This window comes from Zobellella aerophila (genome assembly GCF_039539325.1).
Taxonomy (GTDB): Bacteria; Pseudomonadota; Gammaproteobacteria; order Enterobacterales; family Aeromonadaceae; genus Oceanimonas; species Oceanimonas aerophila.
In genome coordinates this window covers 444,663-465,710 of sequence record NZ_BAABCX010000002.1, presented here as the reverse complement: position 1 = coordinate 465,710, position 21,048 = coordinate 444,663, and the positions used below count along the sequence as shown (strand labels likewise).

General features: G+C 62.2%; 16 protein-coding genes. 9 read left to right on the top strand and 7 right to left on the bottom strand.

The annotated features are described in order from the left end of the window. Positions 1-50: 50 nt before the first annotated feature. Together ABD806_RS09795 and fghA are read left to right on the top strand one after the other, a co-directional pair. Complete coding sequence (locus tag ABD806_RS09795; RefSeq protein ID WP_425583098.1) at positions 51-1,175, top strand: S-(hydroxymethyl)glutathione dehydrogenase/class III alcohol dehydrogenase; 1,125 nt, start codon at positions 51-53, stop codon at positions 1,173-1,175. Positions 1,176-1,315: 140 nt separating this feature from the next. Further along, positions 1,316-2,155 carry an S-formylglutathione hydrolase gene (fghA, locus tag ABD806_RS09790; protein WP_344957376.1) on the top strand — a complete coding sequence of 280 codons (840 nt, stop codon included), beginning with the start codon at positions 1,316-1,318 and terminating at the stop codon, positions 2,153-2,155. Between the two features lie 59 nt (positions 2,156-2,214). Here fghA and ABD806_RS09785 read toward each other — a convergent pair whose 3' ends face one another. Continuing rightward, positions 2,215-4,164 (bottom strand): methyl-accepting chemotaxis protein, encoded by a 1,950-nt coding sequence (locus ABD806_RS09785; protein ID WP_344957374.1) that lies wholly within the window; start codon positions 4,162-4,164, stop codon positions 2,215-2,217. Between the two features lie 566 nt (positions 4,165-4,730). Between ABD806_RS09785 and ABD806_RS09780 the strand changes: the two genes are divergently transcribed. From ABD806_RS09780 to ABD806_RS09770, 3 genes are read left to right on the top strand one after another with little or no spacing between them, the layout of a single operon-like run. Next, positions 4,731-5,693, top strand: a complete 963-nt coding sequence (locus ABD806_RS09780; RefSeq protein WP_344957372.1) for an HlyD family secretion protein — start codon at positions 4,731-4,733, stop codon at positions 5,691-5,693. Then, positions 5,690-6,622 carry an ABC transporter ATP-binding protein gene (locus ABD806_RS09775; RefSeq protein ID WP_344957370.1) on the top strand — a complete coding sequence of 311 codons (933 nt, stop codon included), beginning with the start codon at positions 5,690-5,692 and terminating at the stop codon, positions 6,620-6,622. Before ABD806_RS09780 ends, ABD806_RS09775 begins: the two co-directional genes overlap by 4 nt. Next, positions 6,619-7,704, top strand: a complete 1,086-nt coding sequence (locus ABD806_RS09770) for an ABC transporter permease (RefSeq protein ID WP_344957368.1) — start codon at positions 6,619-6,621, stop codon at positions 7,702-7,704. Before ABD806_RS09775 ends, ABD806_RS09770 begins: the two co-directional genes overlap by 4 nt. Before the next feature lie 18 nt (positions 7,705-7,722). On the opposite strand, the gene ABD806_RS09765 is transcribed toward ABD806_RS09770, so the two are convergent. From ABD806_RS09765 to yjeH, 4 genes are all read right to left on the bottom strand, one after another. After that, positions 7,723-8,502: a helix-turn-helix transcriptional regulator gene (locus tag ABD806_RS09765; RefSeq protein WP_344957366.1), complete on the bottom strand. Its 780-nt coding sequence runs from the start codon at positions 8,500-8,502 to the stop codon at positions 7,723-7,725. Positions 8,503-8,754: 252 nt separating this feature from the next. Further along, on the bottom strand, positions 8,755-9,858 hold the full coding sequence (locus ABD806_RS09760; protein ID WP_344957363.1) for a class II histone deacetylase: 1,104 nt from the start codon (positions 9,856-9,858) through the stop codon (positions 8,755-8,757). A gap of 22 nt (positions 9,859-9,880) precedes the next feature. Beyond that, complete coding sequence (locus ABD806_RS09755; RefSeq protein ID WP_344957361.1) at positions 9,881-11,326, bottom strand: Na+/H+ antiporter NhaC family protein; 1,446 nt, start codon at positions 11,324-11,326, stop codon at positions 9,881-9,883. 165 nt (positions 11,327-11,491) lie between these two features. Then, positions 11,492-12,889 (bottom strand): L-methionine/branched-chain amino acid transporter, encoded by a 1,398-nt coding sequence (yjeH, locus tag ABD806_RS09750; RefSeq protein WP_344957359.1) that lies wholly within the window; start codon positions 12,887-12,889, stop codon positions 11,492-11,494. Positions 12,890-13,028: 139 nt separating this feature from the next. Here yjeH and ABD806_RS09745 point away from each other — a divergent pair, with 139 nt between their 5' ends. The 3 genes from ABD806_RS09745 to ABD806_RS09735 all read left to right on the top strand — a co-directional run bounded on the left by ABD806_RS09745 (position 13,029) and on the right by ABD806_RS09735 (position 16,259). After that, positions 13,029-13,454, top strand: a complete 426-nt coding sequence (locus ABD806_RS09745) for an Lrp/AsnC family transcriptional regulator (protein ID WP_344957357.1) — start codon at positions 13,029-13,031, stop codon at positions 13,452-13,454. A gap of 9 nt (positions 13,455-13,463) precedes the next feature. Then, on the top strand, positions 13,464-15,479 hold the full coding sequence (locus ABD806_RS09740; protein WP_344957355.1) for a UvrD-helicase domain-containing protein: 2,016 nt from the start codon (positions 13,464-13,466) through the stop codon (positions 15,477-15,479). Positions 15,480-15,563: 84 nt separating this feature from the next. Next, entirely contained in the window at positions 15,564-16,259 is a 696-nt protein-coding gene (locus ABD806_RS09735) for a GntR family transcriptional regulator (RefSeq protein WP_344957353.1), read from the top strand. Positions 16,260-16,316: 57 nt separating this feature from the next. Here the strand turns inward: ABD806_RS09735 and ABD806_RS09730 are convergent, their stop codons facing one another. Together ABD806_RS09730 and ABD806_RS09725 are read right to left on the bottom strand one after the other, a co-directional pair. Then, positions 16,317-17,783, bottom strand: coding sequence for a chlorohydrolase family protein (locus ABD806_RS09730; protein WP_344957351.1), 1,467 nt, complete (start codon positions 17,781-17,783; stop codon positions 16,317-16,319). A 179-nt stretch (positions 17,784-17,962) separates the two neighbouring features. Then, positions 17,963-19,153, bottom strand: a complete 1,191-nt coding sequence (locus tag ABD806_RS09725; RefSeq protein WP_344957349.1) for an amidohydrolase family protein — start codon at positions 19,151-19,153, stop codon at positions 17,963-17,965. Positions 19,154-19,430: 277 nt separating this feature from the next. Between ABD806_RS09725 and ABD806_RS09720 the strand changes: the two genes are divergently transcribed. Continuing rightward, positions 19,431-21,026 carry an ABC transporter substrate-binding protein gene (locus ABD806_RS09720; RefSeq protein ID WP_344957346.1) on the top strand — a complete coding sequence of 532 codons (1,596 nt, stop codon included), beginning with the start codon at positions 19,431-19,433 and terminating at the stop codon, positions 21,024-21,026. Positions 21,027-21,048: the final 22 nt, after the last annotated feature.

Genomic DNA, 21,048 nt, shown 5'->3' with positions numbered 1-21,048 from the left:
CCGCCATAGCCCACTATATTGACAGAGCCGTAAATAATCAGGAGTGAATAATGGACATGATCAAGACCCGCGCCGCCGTCGCCTGGGAAGCCGGCAAACCGCTCTCCATCGAAGAAGTGGATCTGATGCCGCCCCAGAAGGGTGAGGTGCTGGTGCGCATCGTCGCCACCGGCGTGTGTCACACCGATGCCTTTACCCTGTCCGGTGACGATCCCGAGGGGATCTTCCCGGCGATCCTCGGCCACGAAGGCGGCGGTATCGTCGAGGCGGTGGGCGAGGGCGTGACCAGCCTGGCCGTGGGCGACCACGTGATCCCCCTGTATACCGCCGAATGCGGCGAGTGCAAGTTCTGCAAATCCGGCAAGACCAACCTGTGCCAGGCGGTGCGTGCCACCCAGGGCAAGGGCCTGATGCCCGACGGCACCACCCGTTTCTTCAAGGACGGCAAGCCGATTTTCCATTACATGGGCTGTTCCACCTTCGCCGAGCATACCGTGGTGCCGGAGATCTCCCTGGCCAAGATCAGCAAGGCGGCTCCCCTGGAGAAAGTCTGCCTGCTGGGCTGCGGCGTGACCACCGGCATGGGCGCGGTCAAAAACACCGCCAAGGTGCAGGAAGGCGATACCGTCGCGGTATTCGGCCTGGGCGGCATCGGCCTGGCGGTGATCATCGGCGCCGTGATGGCCAAGGCCAGCCGCATCATCGCCATCGACATCAATGAAGACAAGTTCGATATCGCTAAGAAGCTGGGCGCCACCGACGTGATCAACCCCAACGATTACGACAAGCCGATCCAGGACGTGATCGTCGAGATGACCGACGGCGGCGTGGACTACTCCTTCGAGTGTATCGGCAACGTCAAGGTGATGCGTTCCGCCCTGGAATGCTGCCACAAGGGCTGGGGCGAGTCGGTGATCATCGGGGTGGCCGGTGCCGGCCAGGAAATCTCCACCCGTCCGTTCCAGCTGGTCACCGGCCGGGTGTGGAAAGGTTCCGCCTTCGGTGGCGTCAAGGGGCGCTCCCAGCTGCCGGGCATCGTCGAACAGTACCTGAACGGCGAGTTCGAGCTGGATACCTTCATCACCCACACCATGGGCCTGGAGGACATCAACCACGCCTTCGACCTGATGCATGAAGGCAAGTCGATCCGTTCGGTGATCCTGTACGACAAATAAACTTAAAGGCAGCTGTAAGCCGTCAGCTTTAAGCTGTAAGACAAACATGGTGGCTTGCAGGCACGGCGTTTTGCCTGCAAGCCGTACAGGGCGCCTTACAGCTGATGGCTTGAAGCTTACAGCTCCCCGAAGGGGAAATAATGCAACTGATACAAGAGCAAAAGTGTTTTGGCGGCCGCCAAATCCGCTATCAACACGACTCCGCCGCCCTTAACTGCAGCATGCAGTTCTCGGTATTTTTGCCACCCCAGGCGGAGCAGGGCCCGGTCCCCGCCGTCTACTGGCTGTCGGGCCTGACCTGCAGCGATGAAAACTTTTCCAGCAAGGCGGGCGCCCAGCGGGTGGCGGCGGCGCTGGGACTGGCGCTGATCATCCCCGATACCAGCCCCCGGGGAGAGGGCGTGGCCGACGATGAAAACGGTGCCTACGATCTGGGCCTGGGTGCCGGTTTCTATGTCAATGCCACCCAGGCACCCTGGGATAAGCACTACCATATGTACGATTATGTGCTGAACGAGTTGCCGGCGCTGGTGGAGGCCGAGCTGCCGCTTAACGGCCGCCGTGCCATCAGCGGCCATTCGATGGGCGGCCATGGCGCGCTGGTGCTGGCGCTGCGCAATCCACAACGGTTTGTGTCGGTGTCGGCCTTCGCGCCCATTTCTCACCCCAGCGATTGTCCCTGGGGCAAGAAGGCGTTCGCCGCCTACCTGGGGGAAGATCGGCAACAGTGGGCCCAGTACGATGCCAGCCTGCTATTGGCGGCGCTGGGCAGTCAGTTGCCCATGTTGGTGGATCAGGGGGAGGCCGACAACTTCCTGGCCGAGCAGCTCAAGCCCCAGGCCCTGGCCCGGGCGGGCGAGCAGGCTGACGCGGCGCTCAGCCTGCGCATGCAGCCCGGTTATGACCACAGCTACTACTTTATCGCCAGCTTTATCGAGGATCATCTGCGCTTTCATGCGGAGCATCTGAGGGGAGGCTAAGCGGTCACCAGCACCGATATTGGGCACGGCTGCCCAATATCGGTGGTACTGTCAAGGGGTTAAAAACTCTCCCATTCCTGGGGCGGCTCGGGTTGAAGGGTGATGCGCTGGTGTTGCCCAGCCGAGGGCTGTGCCAGCCTGCGTGGCGAAACTCCTTCCATTGCCATCCCGGGCAAGACATCATTACCCAGCACAAAGGCGGCCAGCAGTTCGTTCAGTCGTTCCGCATGATGTCTCATATCGGCGGCGGCGCGGCTGATCTGCTGCACCATGCCGGCATTTTGCTGGGTCATGCTGTCCATTTCGGCCACCGCCTGGTTAATCTGGCCGATGCCCGCACTCTGCTCCCGCGTACCGGCACTGATCTCGCCTATCACATCGGTCACCTTGGAAACACTGTCCACTATGTCCTGCATGGTGGTACCGGCGCTGCGCATCAGGCTGGTCCCGGCCCGGACATGATTGACCGAGGTGTCGATTAGGGTGCGGATTTCCTTGGCCGCTTCGGCGGAACGACCGGACAGCGCCCGGACCTCCTGGGCCACCACGGCAAAGCCACGCCCATGTTCGCCGGCGCGGGCGGCTTCGACCGAGGCATTCAGTGCCAGGATATTGGTCTGGAAGGCGATGCCGTCGATCAGGCTGATGATATCGCTGATCTGGCCGGCGGAATGGTTGATGTCATCCATGGTGGTTTCCACCTTGTGCATGGCCCCCTGGCCCTGGCGGGCGGTGTCGGCGGTGCCGAGCACCAGCTGATTGGCCTGGGCGGCGGAGTCGGCGCTGTGCTTGACGGTGGCGGTGATCTGCTCCATGGAAGCCGAGGTTTCCTGCAGGTTGGCGGCCGCCTGTTCGGAGCGCGCCGCCTGTTCTTCACTGCTGCGGGCAATCTCACCGGCGGCGAAATAGACCTTGTCGGCGCCGGCCCGGACTTCCTGCAGGGTCAGTTGCATCCGTTCCACGAAGGCATTGAACTGCTTGGCCAGCTCGCCCACTTCATCCTGGCTCTCGACGCTCAGGCGGCGGGTGAGGTCGCCCTTGCCCTGCGCGATATCCTGCATGGCGGCGGCGGCCCGGCGGATCGGATCCAGGGCCTGGCGGATCAACAGCACGGCGACAAACACCAGCACAAACAGTGAGATGGTGAAATAAAGCAGGGTGGAGCGGGCGAAGCTGCCGAGGCTGGCGAGCGCTTCCGACTCGGCGATGGTCACGGCGACGGTCCAGTTGGTCAAGGGCACCGGCGAATAGGCGACATAGTTTTCACCCCGGCCGTCGTCTATCAGCGTGACGCCCTTTTTGTGCGCGGCGATGTCGTTGGCGAGCGTCCCCATGGCGTCAGACATCTCATTCATCTTTTTACTCATGACCAGGGATTTATCGGGGTGATACATAAGCCGGCCATCGAGGGTGGTCAGGAAACTGTAACCGGTTTGCCCCAGGGTATAGGACTCCATGATCGTCGGCAGCACATCCAGCAGGATATCGACGGCCACAAAACCTAGGATGTTGCCCGCCGTCTTGACCGGCCGCATGACACTGATCACCAGTTGCCCGGTCTGGGAGTCGATATAGGGTTCGGAATAATAGATATCTTTAGTGCTGGCGGCACCCGGGTACCAGGGCCGTTGTGTTACCTGGTAACCGGGGTCCGACATGCCATTATCACCCAGGTAGAAACTGCCCGGCTCGCTGACAACATAGGCGAAGCCGAGGGTTTCATCGGTTGCCATAATGGCATTAAGGGTGGCCGCCACAGCCTGGTGATGCGGGTTGCTGGTGGCCTCGTCCCTGCTTCGTACCGATTGCAGGTACTGGACAAAATCGCGGTTGACGCTCATTTGCCGGACCAGGGTGCCTTTCTCCTGGAGGATGGCGTTCAGCTGGCCGGCGATGGATTCCCCCTTGATGACCAGGCTCTCTTCTATTTCCTCGGTCAGGAAATTACTGACGCGGGAATAAATGAGCTGGCCGATAATCGAAAAGGACAGCACGATAACCGCGACCATGACGATGGCCAGCTTGGTTGAAATGCTGTGCTTCGTTTTATTTAGAATCTCTAAGAGGAAAAGGCGTCTTAATAAATTTCCCATATATATTACCCAATGGTCCGAAGTGTAAGTAGTTGTGTCAAAGCGCGGCCCGGGATCATCCTTGTTGTATTCCCTAGGTACCTGCGAGGCCCATATTGGCCCTTGATAACGCGCTTGTTCGGCGGGGTGAGACGGCAGTAAAGAGGTGCTTGCGTCCCATTTGGTGAAGATGGGTACAAACAGACCAATTTTGATTGGCTTCTTATGTATACATTTATGTGGGCGGGTGTGACAAAGCTTTCTATACTCGCTGTCTGGTCAGAAATGGTCGCCGGCATGAATAACGCCGGCTGATGTGCTGACATAGTGTTACAACCCTGAATTTTCCCGAAAAACTATATCGGCCGAGAAAAGTGAAAGTTAAATACTGATCAGGACTTATTTTTACCCGGCAAGCGGTGTCAGCTTTATCGTTCATGTGAGTCCTGCTGGCCGTCCGCCGTTCGTCTAAGCTGAACCCATTAGCCTCAATGGACACTGATATGCGTCATCTATCCTGGCTTGTCCTCCTGTGCTGCTGTGCGTGGCTGACCGCCTGCGGGCCGTCGCCGGGAAAGCGCTGGCTCGGTACCCTGGAGCGGGATCGCATCGAACTGACTGCCACCGCCGACGAGCTGGTGCTTGAGCAGCCGGTGGCGGAAGGGGCCAGGGTCGAGTCCGGGGAGCTGCTGGTGCGGCTCGATGATGCCCGTCAACGGCTGGAAGTCAGCCGCCAGCAGGCCCGTCTGCGCCAGGCAGAAGCCGAGCTTGCCCGCCTGCTGGCGGGGGCCAGGGCCGAGGACATCAATGCCGCCCGCGCCGAGCAGGCCCAATACCAGGCCCTGCTGCCGGAGGCGGAGCGCAACCTGGCGCGCATCCGCACCCTGGCGGGCCGCCTGCTGGCCAGCCAGGCCGAACTGGATCGGGCCGGGGCGGATGTCGACCGGCTGCGGGCCCTGATAGAGGGGGCCCGGGAACGGCTGGCTAGGCAGATGGCGGGCAGCCGGATCGAAGATATAGACGCCGCCTATGCCGCGCGGGATACGGTGCAGGCCGAGCTGGCGCTGTCCCGCTATCACCTGGATGAGCTTGCCATCCATGCCAGCCGGGCCGGCATCCTGGAAAGTCTGCCCTATCAGCCGGGAGATCGGGTGGCCAGGGGCACGGTAGTGGCGGTGTTACAGGCGGAGGGGGCGCCTTACGCACGGGTCTATGTGCCGGCCGGCGCCCGCACCGGGCTCAAGGTGGGCGACCCGCTGCGGGTATGGGTCGAGGGGATCGCTGACCCCTATCGGGGGAATCTGAGCTGGATTGCCGTCGAGCCGGCTTTCAGCCCCTATTATGCCCTGACGACCAGCGAGCGCAGCCGGCTGATGTATCTGGCCAAGGTGCAATTGCCCGAGTCGGCGGCTGGGCTGCCCTCCGGCATTCCCGCCCAGGCTCTGCCGGAGGCGAGCGCGCCATGAGCGAGCCGGCCATCTACACCCGGGGGCTGAGCCGCCGATTCGGCGAGCTGGTCGCCGTGGATCAACTGGATCTGGCTATTCCCGTCGGTACCATCTACGGTTTCCTCGGCCCCAACGGCAGCGGCAAGTCGACCTGTATCCGCATGCTGACCGGCCTGCTGTTGCCCAGCGCCGGCGAGATAGCCGTGCTCGGGCTGAAGATCCCCGGGCAGGCCGAGGCCCTGCGCCGCCGGGTCGGCTATATGACCCAGAAATTTTCCCTCTATGACGATCTGTCGGTACGGGAGAATCTGGTGTTTGTCGGCCAGATTTACGGCCTGGGAGCCAAGGCCGTCCGCGACCGCATTCGCGAACTGTTGGGTATCTATCAGCTGGAGGCCCTGGCCGGCCGTTATGCCGGCACCCTGAGCGGTGGCCAGAAACAGCGGCTGGCGCTGGCCGCCGCCACCCTGCACCGGCCGGATCTGCTGTTCCTCGACGAGCCGACCTCGGCGGTGGATCCGGAGAACCGGCGGGAATTCTGGGAGAAGCTGTTCGATTTGTGCGAAGGCGGCACCAGCATACTGGTAAGCACCCACTATATGGATGAGGCCGAGCGTTGCCATGGCCTGGCGATCCTGGAAAACGGCGTCAAGCGGGCCGATGGTTCGCCGGAGCAATTGATGACCGACATGGGCGTCAGCGTGTTGGAAGTGGCCGCCCCCGGCCTGCGCGAGCTGAAAACCCGCCTGCTGGCGTTGGACGGAATACGTTCCGCCGCCCAGCTGGGGCTGAGGCTGCGGGTGTTGGTGGCGGCGCAGGTCGCCGATCCGGTCGGCTACCTTCGTCAGTACCTGCCGGAGTTGCTGACCGGGGCGGAGATCAACCGGGTGCGGCCCAACCTGGAGGATGTGTTCGTCAGCTGCACCGGTGGACGGGAGCGGCCATGAACAGCCTGAGGCGCATCCAGGCGGTGATGGTGAAGGAGTTTCGCCAGCTGTCCCGGGATCGGCTGACTTTCGCCATGGTGGTGATGGTGCCGTTGATCCAGTTGCTGTTGTTCGGCTACGCCATCAATACCAAGGTGCGGGATATTCCGGTGGCGCTGGTGGATCAGGCCGCCACCGGCCAGAGCCGGGAGCTGGTGGCCCGGCTGGAAGCCAGCCAGCTGGTTACCTTTAGCGAGCGGCTCGCTCATCCGCGTGATGCCGAAACCGCGATCGTCACCGGCCGGGTGCGGGCGGCGCTGATCCTGCCGGCCGATTTGGAACGGCGCCGCCAGGACGGCCGGCCCCGGGGCCAGTGGCTGGTGGACGGCTCCGATACCCTGATTGCCAGCGCCATCCTGCAGCTGGCCAACCTGCCCGAGGATCCGCGCCAGATCAGACCCCAGGGCAACCTGGAAGTGACCCTGTTGTTCAACCCGGAACGCCGGGCGGCGGTCAATATCATCCCCGGGTTGATCGGGGTGATCCTGACCATGACCATGGTGCTGTTTACCGCCTCGGCCATAGTGCGGGAGCGGGAGCGGGGCAATCTGGAGTTGTTGATCACCACCCCGGTCAGACCGATGGAGCTGATGGTCGGCAAGATAATTCCCTATATTTTCGCTGGCCTGGTGCAGTTGGTGATCATCCTGGGCCTGGGCTATTTTATCTTTGCCGTGCCGCTCAACGGCAGCCCGTTGCAGCTGTTGCTGGCTACCCTGCTGTTTATTGCCGCCAGCCTGGTGCTGGGGCTGGTGATCTCCACCCTGGCCAAGAGCCAGCTGCAGGCCATGCAGATGACGGTGTTTGTGCTGATCCCCTCGATCCTGTTGTCCGGCTTTATGTTCCCCTTTGATGGCATGCCGGTGGCCGCCCAGTGGCTGGCGGAAGGCTTGCCCGCCACCCATTATATGCGCCTGGCCCGGGGCATTTTGCTGCGCGATGCGGATCTGCAGGCATTGGCGCCCGACGCCCTCTGGCTGGGGGGCTTTACCCTGCTGGGGTTGGGGGTGGCGGCCCGGCGCTTCAGGAAGCGGCTGGATTAGCCAGGTCAGGGCTGGCGCTCAGTCGGTGGCGACGCCCTGATGCTGCAAAAACAGCTGAAACAGGGTGGCCTGGCTGTTGATGGCGAGCTTGCTGTAGATATGCTTGCGATGGTTCTTGACTGTGCCCGGGCTGATGGACAGGTGTTCGGCGATGGCTTTCGAACTGTAGCCCTGCAGGATCAGCTGGGTGATCTCCTGTTCCCGCTCGCTCAGCAGTTCGGCGGCAAAGGTTGCCAGACCATGACGCGCATTCTCTTCCTGCTGGCCCTGCCATTGCCACTGATGCTGCTCCAGCAGCGCCTGCAGCAGGGGAAACAGGTACTGCATCTGGGCACTCAGCGTCTGTTTGTCGAGGCTGTCCGGTCGCTGGTAGAAGCCGAACGAGAAAGCCAGGGCGCCCATGCGGTCGCCGGCGAAAAAACACATCAGCTCATCGTGCAGCCCCAGTTCGGTATAGTAGGTGGAGAAGTACTCGGAATGACGAAAGCCTCCGGGGGCAATTTCGTCCAGGGTGAACACCCCCTGAGGCGCTCGGTTGAGCCAGTACTGATAGAAGGGATCCAGCAGGTACATGCCGGCACAGTAGGGCTGCAGGGTCTTGCGCCGCTGCCGGTCGCTCAGGTTGTGCAGCAGGATATCCGGCCGCCGATGGGTATGCAGCCGGCACAGCACCAGGTCGATACCCGGAAAGTAGGCCTCCAGGCAGGTTCTCAGTTGCGGCAGAAACTGCTCTGAGTTGATGGCCGCCAGCAGCCGGGCCAGCGGCGCCAGCGAGGCGGGAGCGATTTCGGTATGCATCTCTATGCTTGATGGCCTAATAACAGCCTCCATGGTGAAAGCTTGTCGGTGAAAAGTAAAATTCATCGTGCGGGTTTGGTGGTTAACCCCCGGTTTTGCTATTGAAAACAGTCCTAACGTTGAGTAGGCGGTAAAAGGGAGCAGATCAGCCGACCATCCGCGCCGGGGATGGCGCGGCTGAGCATACAGATCTACTTGCTGTGAGTCGGCGGAGCTACCCCTTTTGCCGCTTTCTGCAACACAGCCTGCCGCTCAGCGAATATCGGCCAGATATGGCCGCAGGCTCTCCAGCAGGACCGCCTGGTGGGGCTGCAGCGACTGCTGGCCCCAGCGGGCGATATCGGCGCCGGCCGGATCGGGCACCCGTATCTCGCTGCCGCTCAGGGTTTCGATGACCCTGTGGCCGCAAAAGGGCACATAGCCTTCGGAATAGCCGCCTTCATGCACCATCACCAGCCGACCGCCGCACAGGCGCTCGGCGGCGGCCATCACCCGGGCGGTGAGGCTGCCGAAGCTGTCGGCATTGAGCAGCATGCAGCCCAGCGGATCCATGGCGCTGGCATCATAGCCGCAGGCGACCAGGATCAGCTCCGGCTGGAAACGCTCCAGCGCCGGGATCACCAGCTGATCCATGGCCGCCAGGTAACAGCCGATGCCCGAGCCGGCAGGCAGGGGAATATTGAGGTTGTTGCCCCAGCCACTGCCTTCGCCGCGCTCCTCAATACCGCCCGAGTCCAGCGGATAATTGTTGTCGTGATGCAGCGAGATGGTGAGTACCTCGGCGTCGCTGTAAAACGCCTGCTGGGTGCCGTTGCCGTGGTGCACATCCCAGTCGATTACCGCCACCTTGCGTACCAGGCCCTTGGCCTGGGCGGCCTTGATGGCGATGGGAATATTGCCGAGCAGGCAGAAGCCCATGCCCCGATCGGCCTCCGCATGGTGCCCGGGGGGGCGTGACAGACAATAGCCGTTGTCGAGTTCTCCCCTGAGTACCGCCTCCACCGTGGCCATCGCCAGACCGGCCGACTGGCAGGCGATGGGGAAGGCGTCCTGGCGGAAGGGGGCATACTGGCCGGCATTGCCGAAGCCCCGTTCGCTCATGGCCTCGAAGGCGTTTATGTAGCGCTCGGTATGGAAACGCAGCAGATCATCCCGGGTCGCCGGCGCGCCCTTTACCGGTACCAGTTGCTCGTGCAGGCCGCTTACCTCCAGCAGGTTGCGCAGTCGGCGTTTGGTTTCCGGATGCTCGGCGGCGGCACCGGGCTGGATAAAGCCGCCGGGCTGATCAAAGACGGAGCAGGGGCCGGCATCGTGCCACATACAGTGTTCGTGGAAGGCAAATCCGGTGCGTTTCATGATGTTCTCCTTGTTAATGGGTTCAGGCCAGCAACCAGAGCAATAAGGTGGTGATCGCTGCCGCTATCAGGGTGTAGGGCAGTTGGGTCAGGGCATGTTGCATGGGGGTAATACCGCAGCCTTTGGCGGATATCACCGTGGAATCCCCGAAGAAGCAGGCGTGGCTGCCGAAGGCGCCGGCGGAGATCAGCGCGCCCAGGGTCAGCGCCATATCGGCATTCAGCGCCTGGGCCAGCGGCACCATGATCGGAAAGGCGATGGCGTAGACACCCCAGAAGGAGCCGGTGGCAAAGGTCAGTGCCGCCAGCACCAGGAAGCTTAGGGCCGGCAGCCACTGGGCATTCATATAGGGGGTGATGGTGTCTATCAGGTAAGGTGCCAGGCCCAGCTGTTCGTTGACCGTTTGCAGCACAAAGGCGGCGAAGACGATGCCCAGTGGCAGCAGCATGGTGCCGACCCCATGGATGATTTCATCGAACAGCCGGGGCAGGCTGGCCAGGCCCTGGACCCGGTACAGCACCAGGCTGACCACCAGGGCGCAACCCACGCCCATCAGTGCATCGATATCGAAATACCAGGTGGCCAGCAGCAGGGTCAGTACCGGCAGGATAAAGTTGATGAGCTGGGGCGGCTGTCGGGTGCCGTCATTGTCTTCCCGCAGGTGAGTTGCGGTACCGTTCGACGCCCGGGTTTCCGCCTGTTTCATGGCGCCAAACGTGGGCACCAGGCCGTAGGCCACGGCGGGTACCAGCAACAGCGCGACCCAGGGATAGATCAGGTAGGGCAGCAGGCCGAGGTAATAGTTGAAACCGGTACCTTCCGCCGCCAGGCCATTGGCTTCGATCAGCCCCGCCAGATAGATCACCCAGGTGGAGAAGGGCACGATCAGGCACACGGGTGCCGAGGTGGAGTCCACCACATAGGCCAGCATTTCCCGGGAGACTTTGAGCTGATCCGACAGCTTGCGCATGGCGGTACTGACCGTGAGTGCATTGAGATAATCATCGATAAAGATGGCGATGCCCAGCAGCCAGCTGGCCATCAGGGCGTGCGAACGGTGTTTGATGTAGCGGCCGAGCGCATCGCTGAACGCCAGGGTCGAGCCGGAAAATTGCAGCAGGGCGATCAGGCTGCCCAGCAGGCCGCAGACCAGGATCAGCCAGCCCATGATGGGCCCTTTCATCACCTCCAGCGAACTGGCGACAAAGTTTTGCAGGGCGTGGTCGGGAGCAACCATGACAAATCCGACCAGGGTACCGGCGAGCAGGGGCTCCAGGGTCCTGTGGGTGAGCAGTGCCAGGCCGAGCACCACCAGGGTGGGCAGCAGCGCGAACCAGCCAAAACCGGTATCACTTGCGCCGGTCTTGGCACCCAGCAGGGTGAGCAGCAGCAGGGCACCGCCAAATACTGCCAGCTTGAGCCAACCGATCGGCAGCCGATCTGTTTTGGGGGTAAGTATCTTTTCCATGTGGTTTCCTTGTCTTCCAGTGACGATTCATCATAGGTGCCGGCCGGTAGGCCGAACCATGTCCCCTAGGGGACATTCGTTGTGATGAAGGTCAAGGAAAGGGCAGGAAACCAGAGCGTACGGGTCAGGCGTCTTTATGGACGGTGCCGACAGGGCCGATTTCGGTCAGTTAACGGGATGGGTTGGCTTTTTAGCCGACCTTCTGCGCCATGGATGGCGCAGCAGAGTCCCCAGGGAGGGGGCTACGGCGTGTCGGTGGGAAGCCAGCTTATCCCGTTCGCTGCTGCTACTTAGCGGATAGGCATTGCCCATAGGGTGCGCCTTGCCGCGGCCACGCCAATATCGCCAGCCGATAAAGCCGGCACCCAGCGCCAGCGCATAGGCGGCTTCCAGCCCCAGCGACACGAATACTCCCAGGCACAGCAGGCTGCCGAGCAGCGCCAGCCCGCGGTAAACGCCGCTCAGCAGCCGGACACCGGCCAGCATCGCCAGCAGGTAAACCAGGATAAAGTTGCCGTTGGCGTAGCGGATCAGCACCTCCAGCGGCAACCGGAACAGCCAGGCGGCGAACACGCACAGGGCGCAGGCGCCAATCACCCAGGCCAGCGCGGCAAAAGGCGCGCCATGGCGGTTGCGTCGTGCCAGACCGGCCGGCAGCTTGCCTTCGTCCGCCAGGCTCCACAGCAGCCGGGCAAAGCCCTGGACATAGATATTGATGCTGGCAAAGCAGGCCAGATAGCCGACCAGCGCCGCGGCCCACCTGGCCTGCTCGCCGAGCAGCCCGGCCATCAGCACGGGAATGGAGGTGGTGTTGGTCAGTTCATCGCCGAATACGCCGAACTTGATCACCGCTAGGGCACAGCCCAGATAGACGAGCCCGGCCAGCAGCACCCCGAACAACAGCGCCAGAGGAAAGTCCCGCTGCGGATTCCTGAATTCCTCGCCCATATGGGCAAAGGCTTCCAGCCCCACATAGCACCAGAACATCACCGCCAGCGCCGCCGGAATCAGGCCCCATTGCACCCGGGGCAGGGTGGGAAAGGCGGGCATGGCGGGCAGCAGCTCGCCCGCCCACCAGATGGCCAGTAACAGCAGTATGATGGCCAGGGCGATCAGCAATTGTACCAGGCCCGAAGCGCTGGTCTTGCGGCTGCCGAGCAACAGGATGAGCCCGAGGGTGCCGACTTGTACCAGCAGATCCTGGGCATCCGACAGCGCGAACAGCGCATGCCAGAACCCGGCGGTCAGGGTCAGCGCGGCCGGCAGGCCCACCGGCAGCACGGCGAGAAACAGGAAGGCGGCCAGTTTTTCCATCGCCGGGCCGAGCGCCCGGCCGATCAGGTGCGGTGCACCGCCCGCGTGGGGATAGGTCTGGCCCAGGCGGGCAAAGGTGAAGGCCACCGGCAGCACCAGCACCATCAACAACAGCCAGGCCCACAGGGAGCTGGCTCCCGCTATGCTGGCGGCCACCGCCGGGACCACGAAGATCCCCGTGCCCAGCAGGGAGGTCGCCATCATGCCCGTGCCCTGCAGTAACCCCAGCTCCTTGTTCAAACGGCCCATTTTGTTTCGATTCCATGTCTGAGAATTCTGTTATATTAGCGCCAAACAATGTCAATTCAGCTTGGCAGAATGCCGCTTGAGCACGGCGATCCGTCGCTTTTTACCTGCGTTTGTCGGGTTTCCGGGAAGAGGGATAGGAGTGGATAAGTTCGACCAGAAGATCGTGTCCTTGCTGACAGAAAACGCCCGCATGGCGGTGGCCGGCATCGCCCGCGAGGTGAACCTGTCACGCTCGGCGGTGTCGGAGCGGATCAGGAGCCTGGAAGAAAGGGGGATCATCAGGGGCTACCACGCCCGCATCGGCAGCCCCAATGCGCCCATCCGGGCCTATCTGGAGCTTTACTACCATATTCATCGTTGCGAGCAATATGCGGCTATCCTGCGCACCATACCCGAAGTCAAACTCTGTTATAGCATCAGCGGCGATACCGACATGTTGGTCTATGTGGAGGCCGAGTCCATGTCCCGTCTGGATGCGGTGCGCCTGCAGATTGAACAGATGCCGAACATCAGGATGGTCAAAACCCATATGATTCTGGGCGAGCTGATCAACACCCTGATATGAGGCGGCATCATGCAGATCTACCGGGCCCACTGGCTGGCCCCCCTGTTTCATCACCCCTTCCTGGCCACCGAGTTGCGGACGGACGGCCTGCTGCTGCACCTCAAGGGTGAACGGCACCGCCTGGGCTGGGATGAGTTGACCGCGGCCCCGGTTTGGTTGACCGGCCCCCTGTTCTGCCGGTTGCGGCTGCATTGCACCCAGGGCGGGATAGAACTCGACTGGTTGCCCAAGCCGCAGTCGAAACGCCTGGCGCTGGCCATCACCCAGGGCTGGTACCGGCACCATCTGAGCCGGGTCGAGCCCCTGGCCGAGTCTTGTCTGGCATTGCTGGAACAGGGTTATCTGCGCCAATCCCGTTGGTTTAAGCTTAAGGCGCAGGCGGAAGCCGAACTGAGCCGCTGGCGGCGGCCGCCGGCCGAGGGCGTGCTGGAAGACAAGCAAAGGGCGGCGTTCGAGCTGATCTATACCCTGGCGCGGGCCGATGACGACTGGCGGCAGGCCCGTTTGCAAGAGTATACGGAACAGGCGCTGGCCCGTTTTTCAGGCTTGTTTGATAGCCTCGAAGCCCACCCCCTGACCGGGCGCCAGCGGCTGGCCTGCGTCACCGATGAGGATCACAACCTGGTGCTGGCCGGTGCCGGCTGCGGCAAGACCAGCGTCATGGTGGCGCGGGCCGCGTTTTTGCTGGCCTCGGCTCAGGCCGAGCCCGACCAGTTGCTGATGCTGGCCTTCGGCACCGAGGCGGCGGCGGAAATGAACGAGCGGCTGACGGCTCTGGCGGCCACCCGGGAGGTCAAGGTCAGCACCTTTCATGCCCTGGGGCTGATGATCGTTGCCCGTGTGGAAGGGCAGGCGCCCGCGCTCAGCCCGCTGGCCCAGGATGAGGCGCTCCGGCAGGCCCGCCTGGCCGGATGGCTGGCGGAGCTGTGTACTGATAAAGACTATCTCGAACGGCTGTTGAGCTGGCTCAGCCGGCAGCAGGGCAAACCGGTGTTGGCACCCGAACCGGGACAGCTGGCCCGGGAATGGGCGCCGCTGGTGGCGGCACTCAAGGTGTATGGCGAGCCCGAGCCGGGTAGGCTTACCCCGTCGCAGGCCGGCCAGCTCGGGCTGGTGCGGCCCTTGCTGGCCCGCTATCGGGAGGAATTGACGGCGGCCGGGCATATCGATTTCGATGACATGATAGCGCGTGCCACCGATTATGTGCAGGCCGGCCGTTTCGAGGTGCCCTGGCGGCATATCCTGGTCGATGAATTCCAGGATATCTCCCGGCCCCGGGCCGAGCTGCTGAAGGCCCTGCGCGATGCCGCCCCCGGGCTCTCGCTGTTCTGCGTGGGGGATGACTGGCAGGCTATCTACCGCTTCAGCGGCGCCGATGTCGGGCTGACCACAGGTTTTGCCGACTATTTCGGCGCCACCGCCATCACCTGCCTCGACAAGACCTTCCGCTTCAACAACCGCATCGAAGCGGTGGCCAGCCGGTTCGTCACCCGCAACCCGGCCCAGCTAGCCAAGCGGCTGAGTACCCACAGCCGTACCGAGGCGCCCTGTGTGCATGTGCTGCCCTGTGCCAACCGGCCGGAGGCACAACAGGCGCTGTTGCTGCGCCTGCTGGGACAAATCGCCAGCCGCTCGCCCGAGGCCCGGGTGTATCTGCTGGCCCGTTTTCGCTTCAGCCTGCCCGATCAACAGCGGCTGGCCGAACTGCGCCAGGCCTATCCCGGCTTGAGGCTGAGCGCCCTGACCCTGCATGGCGCCAAGGGCAAGGAGGCGGATGCGGTGGTGATCCTGGGATTGACCAGGGGCAGGTACGGTTTTCCGGCCGAGCAAGCCGGCCAGGAGCTGCTGGAGCTGTTGCTGCCGGAGAGCGAATCCTTCGCCCATGCGGAAGAGCGGCGGCTGTTGTATGTCGGCCTGACCCGGGCCCGGGAGCAGGTGTGCTTGCTGGCCGATGACCAGCAGCCCTCCGCTTTTGTGAACGAGTTGCTGGACGGCAGCTACCAGGGGATCAGCCGCTGGGGCTGAACGCTTGTTCTGGTCCCCCTGGTCAGCTTTTGTTAACATTATTCCCCATTAACAGCGGTGTTTTTTGGTGTGTTGGAGCGACCATTGTCAACTGCAAAGAAAAAGGAAATCCGTCGTATCGTCGCGGCGATAGGCCAAGCCATCCTGGAGCAACGGCTTGCCCCCGGCACTCGCCTGGTCGAACTCAAGCTCTCCGACGCCCTGAATGCCAACCGCAACCATGTACGCGCCGCCTTGCTGGAGCTCAGTCATCAGGGACTGGTGAGCATAGTGGTCAACAAGGGGGCCATGGTCGCCTGTCCCAGCCAGCAGGAAGCAGCCGAGGTATTCGTGGTGCGTCAGCTGCTGGAGGCGGAGGCGACGGCCTTGGCGGCGGGCCGGGCCAGTAAGGCCGATTTGGCCGTGCTCAAAAAGCTGATCGAAGACGAAAGACAGGCGGTGGAAGAGGGCAAGCGGCCCGTGGCGGTGCAGCTGGCGGCGCGTTTTCATATCGAGCTGGCGCGTATCGCGGGCAATCGGGTGTTATCCGAGATGCTGGAGCGGCTGGTGGCCAGGTGTTCGCTGATCGTCAGCATGTATCAGAAAGACAGCCGGGCCCATGAATGCCATTGTGAGGAGCACGGCCATCTGGTCGAGTTGCTGGCCGCGGGTGATGTCGAGGCGGCGGTGTTGTCGATGCGCCAGCATCTGGAGAACCTGGAGTCCAGCCTGGATTTGACCCAGGAAGAAGAACGAGTCACCGACTTTGTGGCCCTGTTTGCCGAACAGCGGACTGGCTGAGAACGACCTCGAACGAATGATCTTTCTGTAAACATGCCCCTGTCGGGGCATGTTTTTTCAGCCCCGGCTGGTCGGGAACGAGGGCGGGAAGATCTCCGCCAGCGGCGGGTGCTGGTGGCAACGCTCCGGGTAGCTGGCGATAAAGCCCTCGAACTGTTGCTGGGCCTGGTGATGCAGCTGCTGCAGATCCAGCCCGAGTTTCACCAGCTGGCCGTCCCACACCACCTTGTCGCCGTTGACGATCACCCCCTTGATATCCCGGCCGTTGCCGTTGATCACCAGGGTGGTGATGGGATCGAATACCTGGCCGGTGTGGATGCGGTCGAAGTCGAGCACCATGATGTCGGCCTTGGATCCCGGGCAGAGCCGGCCGATATCCTCCCGGCCCAGGGCCCGGGCCCCGCCCAGGGTGGCCATGTTGTAATAGTCCGCCGCCGAAGCCTCGGTGATATCGCCGCTGCTCACCCGGCTGAGCATGGCACCCACATGCATGTTCTGGATCATGTCCGGCGGGAAGGTATCGGTGCCCATACTGATGTTGATCCCCGCCTCCCGGAAGCGGCTGACGCCGTTGAAGTATTTGCCATGGCGGCCGGCCACCAGTGGGCAGATCACCGCACTGGCACCGCTCTGGCCTAGCAATTCCAGCTCCCGCTGGATTTTCTCCGGGGTGGCATGCTTGCCGCCCAGCAGCTGCAGGTGGGGCAGCAGCAGGCGGTGATCGAGCAGACCGTTTTCTGCCATCAGTTCCACCGACGACATGCCGTTGTGCAGTTGGTGTACCATCTCCAGTTCGAACTCACCCTGGCAGCTGTGCAGCCGGACAGGGCAATCCAGAGCGCGCATGGCCTTGGCGGTCTGGCGCAGCAACTCGGGGGTACAGCCTTCGATACGGTCCGGGGCCAGCATACCCTTGATGGTGTCGCCGTACTGGTGGAGCTGCTCGACATAGCGTATCGCCTCTTCCAGCCCCTTGAGCCCGCGTTGTTCGTCGAAGCACATGGCGAAGCTGGCATCCGGGTTGACCACGCCGTAACCGGACATATAGGCCGGGCCCAGGTAGGCGCGCACCCCCAGGTCGGCGGCGATGTCGGCGGCGCGGCGGAATTCGTCGGCGGTTTCGGCCCACTCCCGGTACAGTATGGAGGTGATGGGCGCGATGGTGGTGATGCCGTTCAGCAGCAGCTGGCTGAAGGCATAGCGTTTGTTGAAGTCCAGCTCGGCGTCGCTGTAGGTTTCGCGGCGTTGCCAGTCGCAGGCGGGCAGGCGACCTTTTTTCCAGCCGGGCTGGTGGTCGAAGGCGAGCACGGTGGAGTCCAGATCGGCGACCGCGTCCAGATCGATAAAGCCGGGGCCGACCAGGGCGTTGCCCATGTTGAGGGTTTCATCGACCGGTTCCTGATAGCCGTGGCCGACAAAGAGCACGCTGTCGCCGCGATAGACCAGCTCGCCCTGTTCATAAATATGGTGGCCGCCGTCCTTGAAACCGATAACGTACTTGGCGGTGATCTTGGTGGTTTTCATTAATTTGGGTTCCGTCAGTGTCTGGTGAGGGAGGATGGGGAGATCCTCTAAGCCGGCCGTTGGCGCCATGGATGGCGCCGTCGAGCCCCCAGGGAGGGGTTTACGGCGAGTCGGCGTGAGGACTCCCTATCCGCTCTTGCGCGCCATTAAATGGCATGGTGGCTAACGTATGAGTCTGCTCAAAACAGGCATTCGCCCCGGTCGGCGACCAGCCTGCCGGCCTTGAACACGGTGCGGGCCAAAGGCGGCTCGACGATGGCCTCGGCCGCGACCCTTGTATCCAGCAATACCAGATCCGCCTGACAGCCCACCGCCAGGCCGTAGTCGGTCAGCCCCATCACCTCGGCACCGCCATAGGTGATGGCGTGCAGCGCCTGGGTCAGTTCCTTGTCCTGGCGCCAGCGGTACTTGAGCCCCATCAGCATGGCCCGCTGCAGCATGTCCCCATTGCCGTACGGGCTCCAGGTGTCGCGGATGCCGTCGTTGCCGGCGGTGACCCTGATGCTGGCGGCGCGCAGTTTTTCATAGGGGGGCACGCTGCGGTTGGCCGGTGCTGTGGTGGCGATGGCGATATCCGCCCTGGCCAGCCCCTCGATCAGCCGATCCTGATAGGCGGGATCCACCTCGCCCAGGCAGAAGGCGTGGCTGATGGTCACTCTGCCCTGCAGGCCCAGGGCCAGGGTCCGTTCGATCATCAGCTCGACCGAGAAGGCGCCCAGCTCTCCGGCCTCATGCAGGTGCAGATCGACGCCTTTGCCGTATCTGGCGGCCAGCTCGAACACCGCATCGAGATGGGCCACAGGGTCGCGCTCGAAGGAGGAGGGGTCGATGCCGCCGACGTAGTCGGCGCCCAGCCTGACCGCCTCTTCCATCAGTGCCAGTGTGCCGGGGCGGCCTAGCATGCCGCTCTGGGGGAAACAGACCGTCTCTATGTAGAGCTGCTCGGCCAGCTTGTCCTTGGTGGCCAGTACGCCTTCCATATGCTTGAGACCAATTTCCGTATCCACATCGATATGGGTGCGGATATGGGTGGTGCCCTTGGCGATGGCCAGCCGGGCGATGCGCTCGGATTGTTGTTGGGAGTCGAAGTCATGGTGGCGGCGGAAGTTGCGCTCGTTTTCGATGATGGCGGGCAGCTCTCTGGGCACCTGATTTTCATACCAGTCCATGCCCCACAGGGATTTGTCGATATGGGCGTGACCATCGATAAACCCCGGCAGCGCCAGCCGGTGATGGCCTTCCCGCAGGGTGGCGCCGCTCGGTAGCGGAATATGCGGCTCGATACGGGCTATCTTGCCCTCTTCAATCAGGATATCCCGGCTTTCCTGGTCGCCGCTGAGACGAACCTGTCTGATCAGTGTGGCTGTCATACTTGCTCCCTGTTGGTCCTATAAACGCCGAACTGTCTATGCTCGACTGTCCTTGCCGATGAACTCACTAACATGTGGGTTGAATCTTACCGGGAGGAAAGGGGCTATTTTGGGATTGTTATCACAAATAAATTAAATCGTTAGCAATTTATCTTATTATTTGATCTCAATTGTAATATTAATGTTAACTGTAATTGCGACTGCAGGTTTAACCACCTGCTTTTCGATTGACGGCTGCACTGATGGGCCGTGATGTTTTCACTCAAAGGGATGATTGATGATGAAATTAAAGACGATTACCGCCTGCCTGCTGGCCGCCAGCTGCAGCCTGACCGCCCAACAGGCTCAGGCCGAGAATGTGGTACGCTGGGCCCAGCAGGGAGATATTCCCACCCTGGACCCCTATGCCTTTGCCTCCACTCCGGCGCTGGCGTTCCAGAACCATATCTATGAAGGCCTGGTGCAATGGAACGAGCAGCTGGAGATGTCACCGGCCTTGGCGACCCACTGGGAACAGCTGGACGATACCAGCATCCGTTTTTACCTGCGCGAAGGGGTGACCTTCCATAACGGCAACGGCTTCAATGCCGATGACGTGGTCGCTTCCATCGCCCGGGTCACCCATCCGGATTCGGGTATTCGCGGTAATGCTTCTTCCATCAGGGACGCCGTCAAGGTGGATGACTATACGGTCGACATTCGCCTCAGTGGCAAGTCACCCATCGCCCTGAACGAGCTGACCGGCATCCTGATGATGGACAAGGAATGGCTGGAAGAACACAAGGCGACCGCCCCCACCAGCATGAGCAAGGGCACCGAGGGTTATGCGACCAACCACACCAACGGCACCGGCCCCTTCATACTGGAAAGCCGGCGTCGTGATGCGGAAATGGTGCTGGTCAAGAACGGGGACTGGTGGCAGGCCGACCAGAGCAGTCATAACATCGACCGTATCGTGTTTAGTCCGGTTGCGTCCGAATCTACCCGCCTGGCGGGCATGCTGGCCGGTGAGTTCGATCTGGTCAGCGACATTCCCCTGCAGGATCTGCCCCGGCTGGAGCGGGAAAAGGGTATAGACGTCAAGGTCCGGCCTTCCCTGCGGGTCATGTTCCTTACCCTGAACATGAATGACGAGCTCAACGCGGGTAATGTGGACGGCAAAAACCCTTTGCAGGATCAGCGTGTGCGCCAGGCGTTGCATATGGCCATCGACCGGGAGGCCATCGTCAAGAAGATCATGCGCGGCATGACCGAGGTAGCCAACACCTATGTGGCGCCGGCCATTGCCGGCTATGACGCAGAACGGGCCATTGCGCATGGCTATGATCCCAAGCAGGCGAAGGCGCTGCTGACCGAAGCCGGCTATCCGAATGGTTTCAGGCTGGCGTTCGACTGTGAGCAGGGCTATTACCTGAATGCGGAACAGTGGTGTCAGGCGGTGCAGCGCTACTGGTCCAAGGTCGGTGTCGAGACCAACCTGAACATGCACACCCGCAGCGTCTATTCCCAGATCCGCGATAACGGCCGCACCGACGTAGGGGTGTTGGGCTGGGCCAACCTGCCGCTTTATGATGCCTACAGCATCAACCAACAGCTGCTCCATTCCAAGGATGGGGGCATCTACGGCGCCTTCAATATTCCCCGTTATCAGAATGACACCATCGACACGCTGATCGAGCAGTCTTCCTCGGAGCAGGATCAGCCGACCCGGACCAAGCAGATGGCGGATGTGCTGGCCATGGCACAGCAGGAACTGCCGTTCCTGCCCCTGCACTTCGAGCCCATGGCCTGGGCGACCTCCGACAAGCTGACCATCACCCAGAATCCCGACAACGTGGTACGGCTCTGGTACGCGAGCATCGAGGAGAGCTAAGTTTCCGCCGGCCCCCGAATCA

Excerpts from the sequence above, each read along its gene's own strand:
- ABD806_RS09720 (WP_344957346.1), top strand. The coding sequence starts at position 19,431 with ATGATGAAATTAAAGACGATTACCGCCTGCCTGCTGGCCGCCAGCTGC.
- ABD806_RS09725 (WP_344957349.1), bottom strand. The coding sequence starts at position 19,153 with ATGACAGCCACACTGATCAGACAGGTTCGTCTCAGCGGCGACCAGGAA.
- fghA (WP_344957376.1), top strand. The coding sequence starts at position 1,316 with ATGCAACTGATACAAGAGCAAAAGTGTTTTGGCGGCCGCCAAATCCGC.
- ABD806_RS09775 (WP_344957370.1), top strand. The coding sequence starts at position 5,690 with ATGAGCGAGCCGGCCATCTACACCCGGGGGCTGAGCCGCCGATTCGGC.
- ABD806_RS09770 (WP_344957368.1), top strand. The coding sequence starts at position 6,619 with ATGAACAGCCTGAGGCGCATCCAGGCGGTGATGGTGAAGGAGTTTCGC.
- ABD806_RS09765 (WP_344957366.1), bottom strand. The coding sequence starts at position 8,502 with ATGCATACCGAAATCGCTCCCGCCTCGCTGGCGCCGCTGGCCCGGCTG.
- ABD806_RS09755 (WP_344957361.1), bottom strand. The coding sequence starts at position 11,326 with ATGGAAAAGATACTTACCCCCAAAACAGATCGGCTGCCGATCGGTTGG.
- ABD806_RS09730 (WP_344957351.1), bottom strand. The coding sequence starts at position 17,783 with ATGAAAACCACCAAGATCACCGCCAAGTACGTTATCGGTTTCAAGGAC.
- ABD806_RS09795 (WP_425583098.1), top strand. The coding sequence starts at position 51 with ATGGACATGATCAAGACCCGCGCCGCCGTCGCCTGGGAAGCCGGCAAA.
- ABD806_RS09780 (WP_344957372.1), top strand. The coding sequence starts at position 4,731 with ATGCGTCATCTATCCTGGCTTGTCCTCCTGTGCTGCTGTGCGTGGCTG.
- ABD806_RS09740 (WP_344957355.1), top strand. The coding sequence starts at position 13,464 with ATGCAGATCTACCGGGCCCACTGGCTGGCCCCCCTGTTTCATCACCCC.
- ABD806_RS09760 (WP_344957363.1), bottom strand. The coding sequence starts at position 9,858 with ATGAAACGCACCGGATTTGCCTTCCACGAACACTGTATGTGGCACGAT.
- ABD806_RS09785 (WP_344957374.1), bottom strand. The coding sequence starts at position 4,164 with ATGGTCGCGGTTATCGTGCTGTCCTTTTCGATTATCGGCCAGCTCATT.
- yjeH (WP_344957359.1), bottom strand. The coding sequence starts at position 12,889 with ATGGGCCGTTTGAACAAGGAGCTGGGGTTACTGCAGGGCACGGGCATG.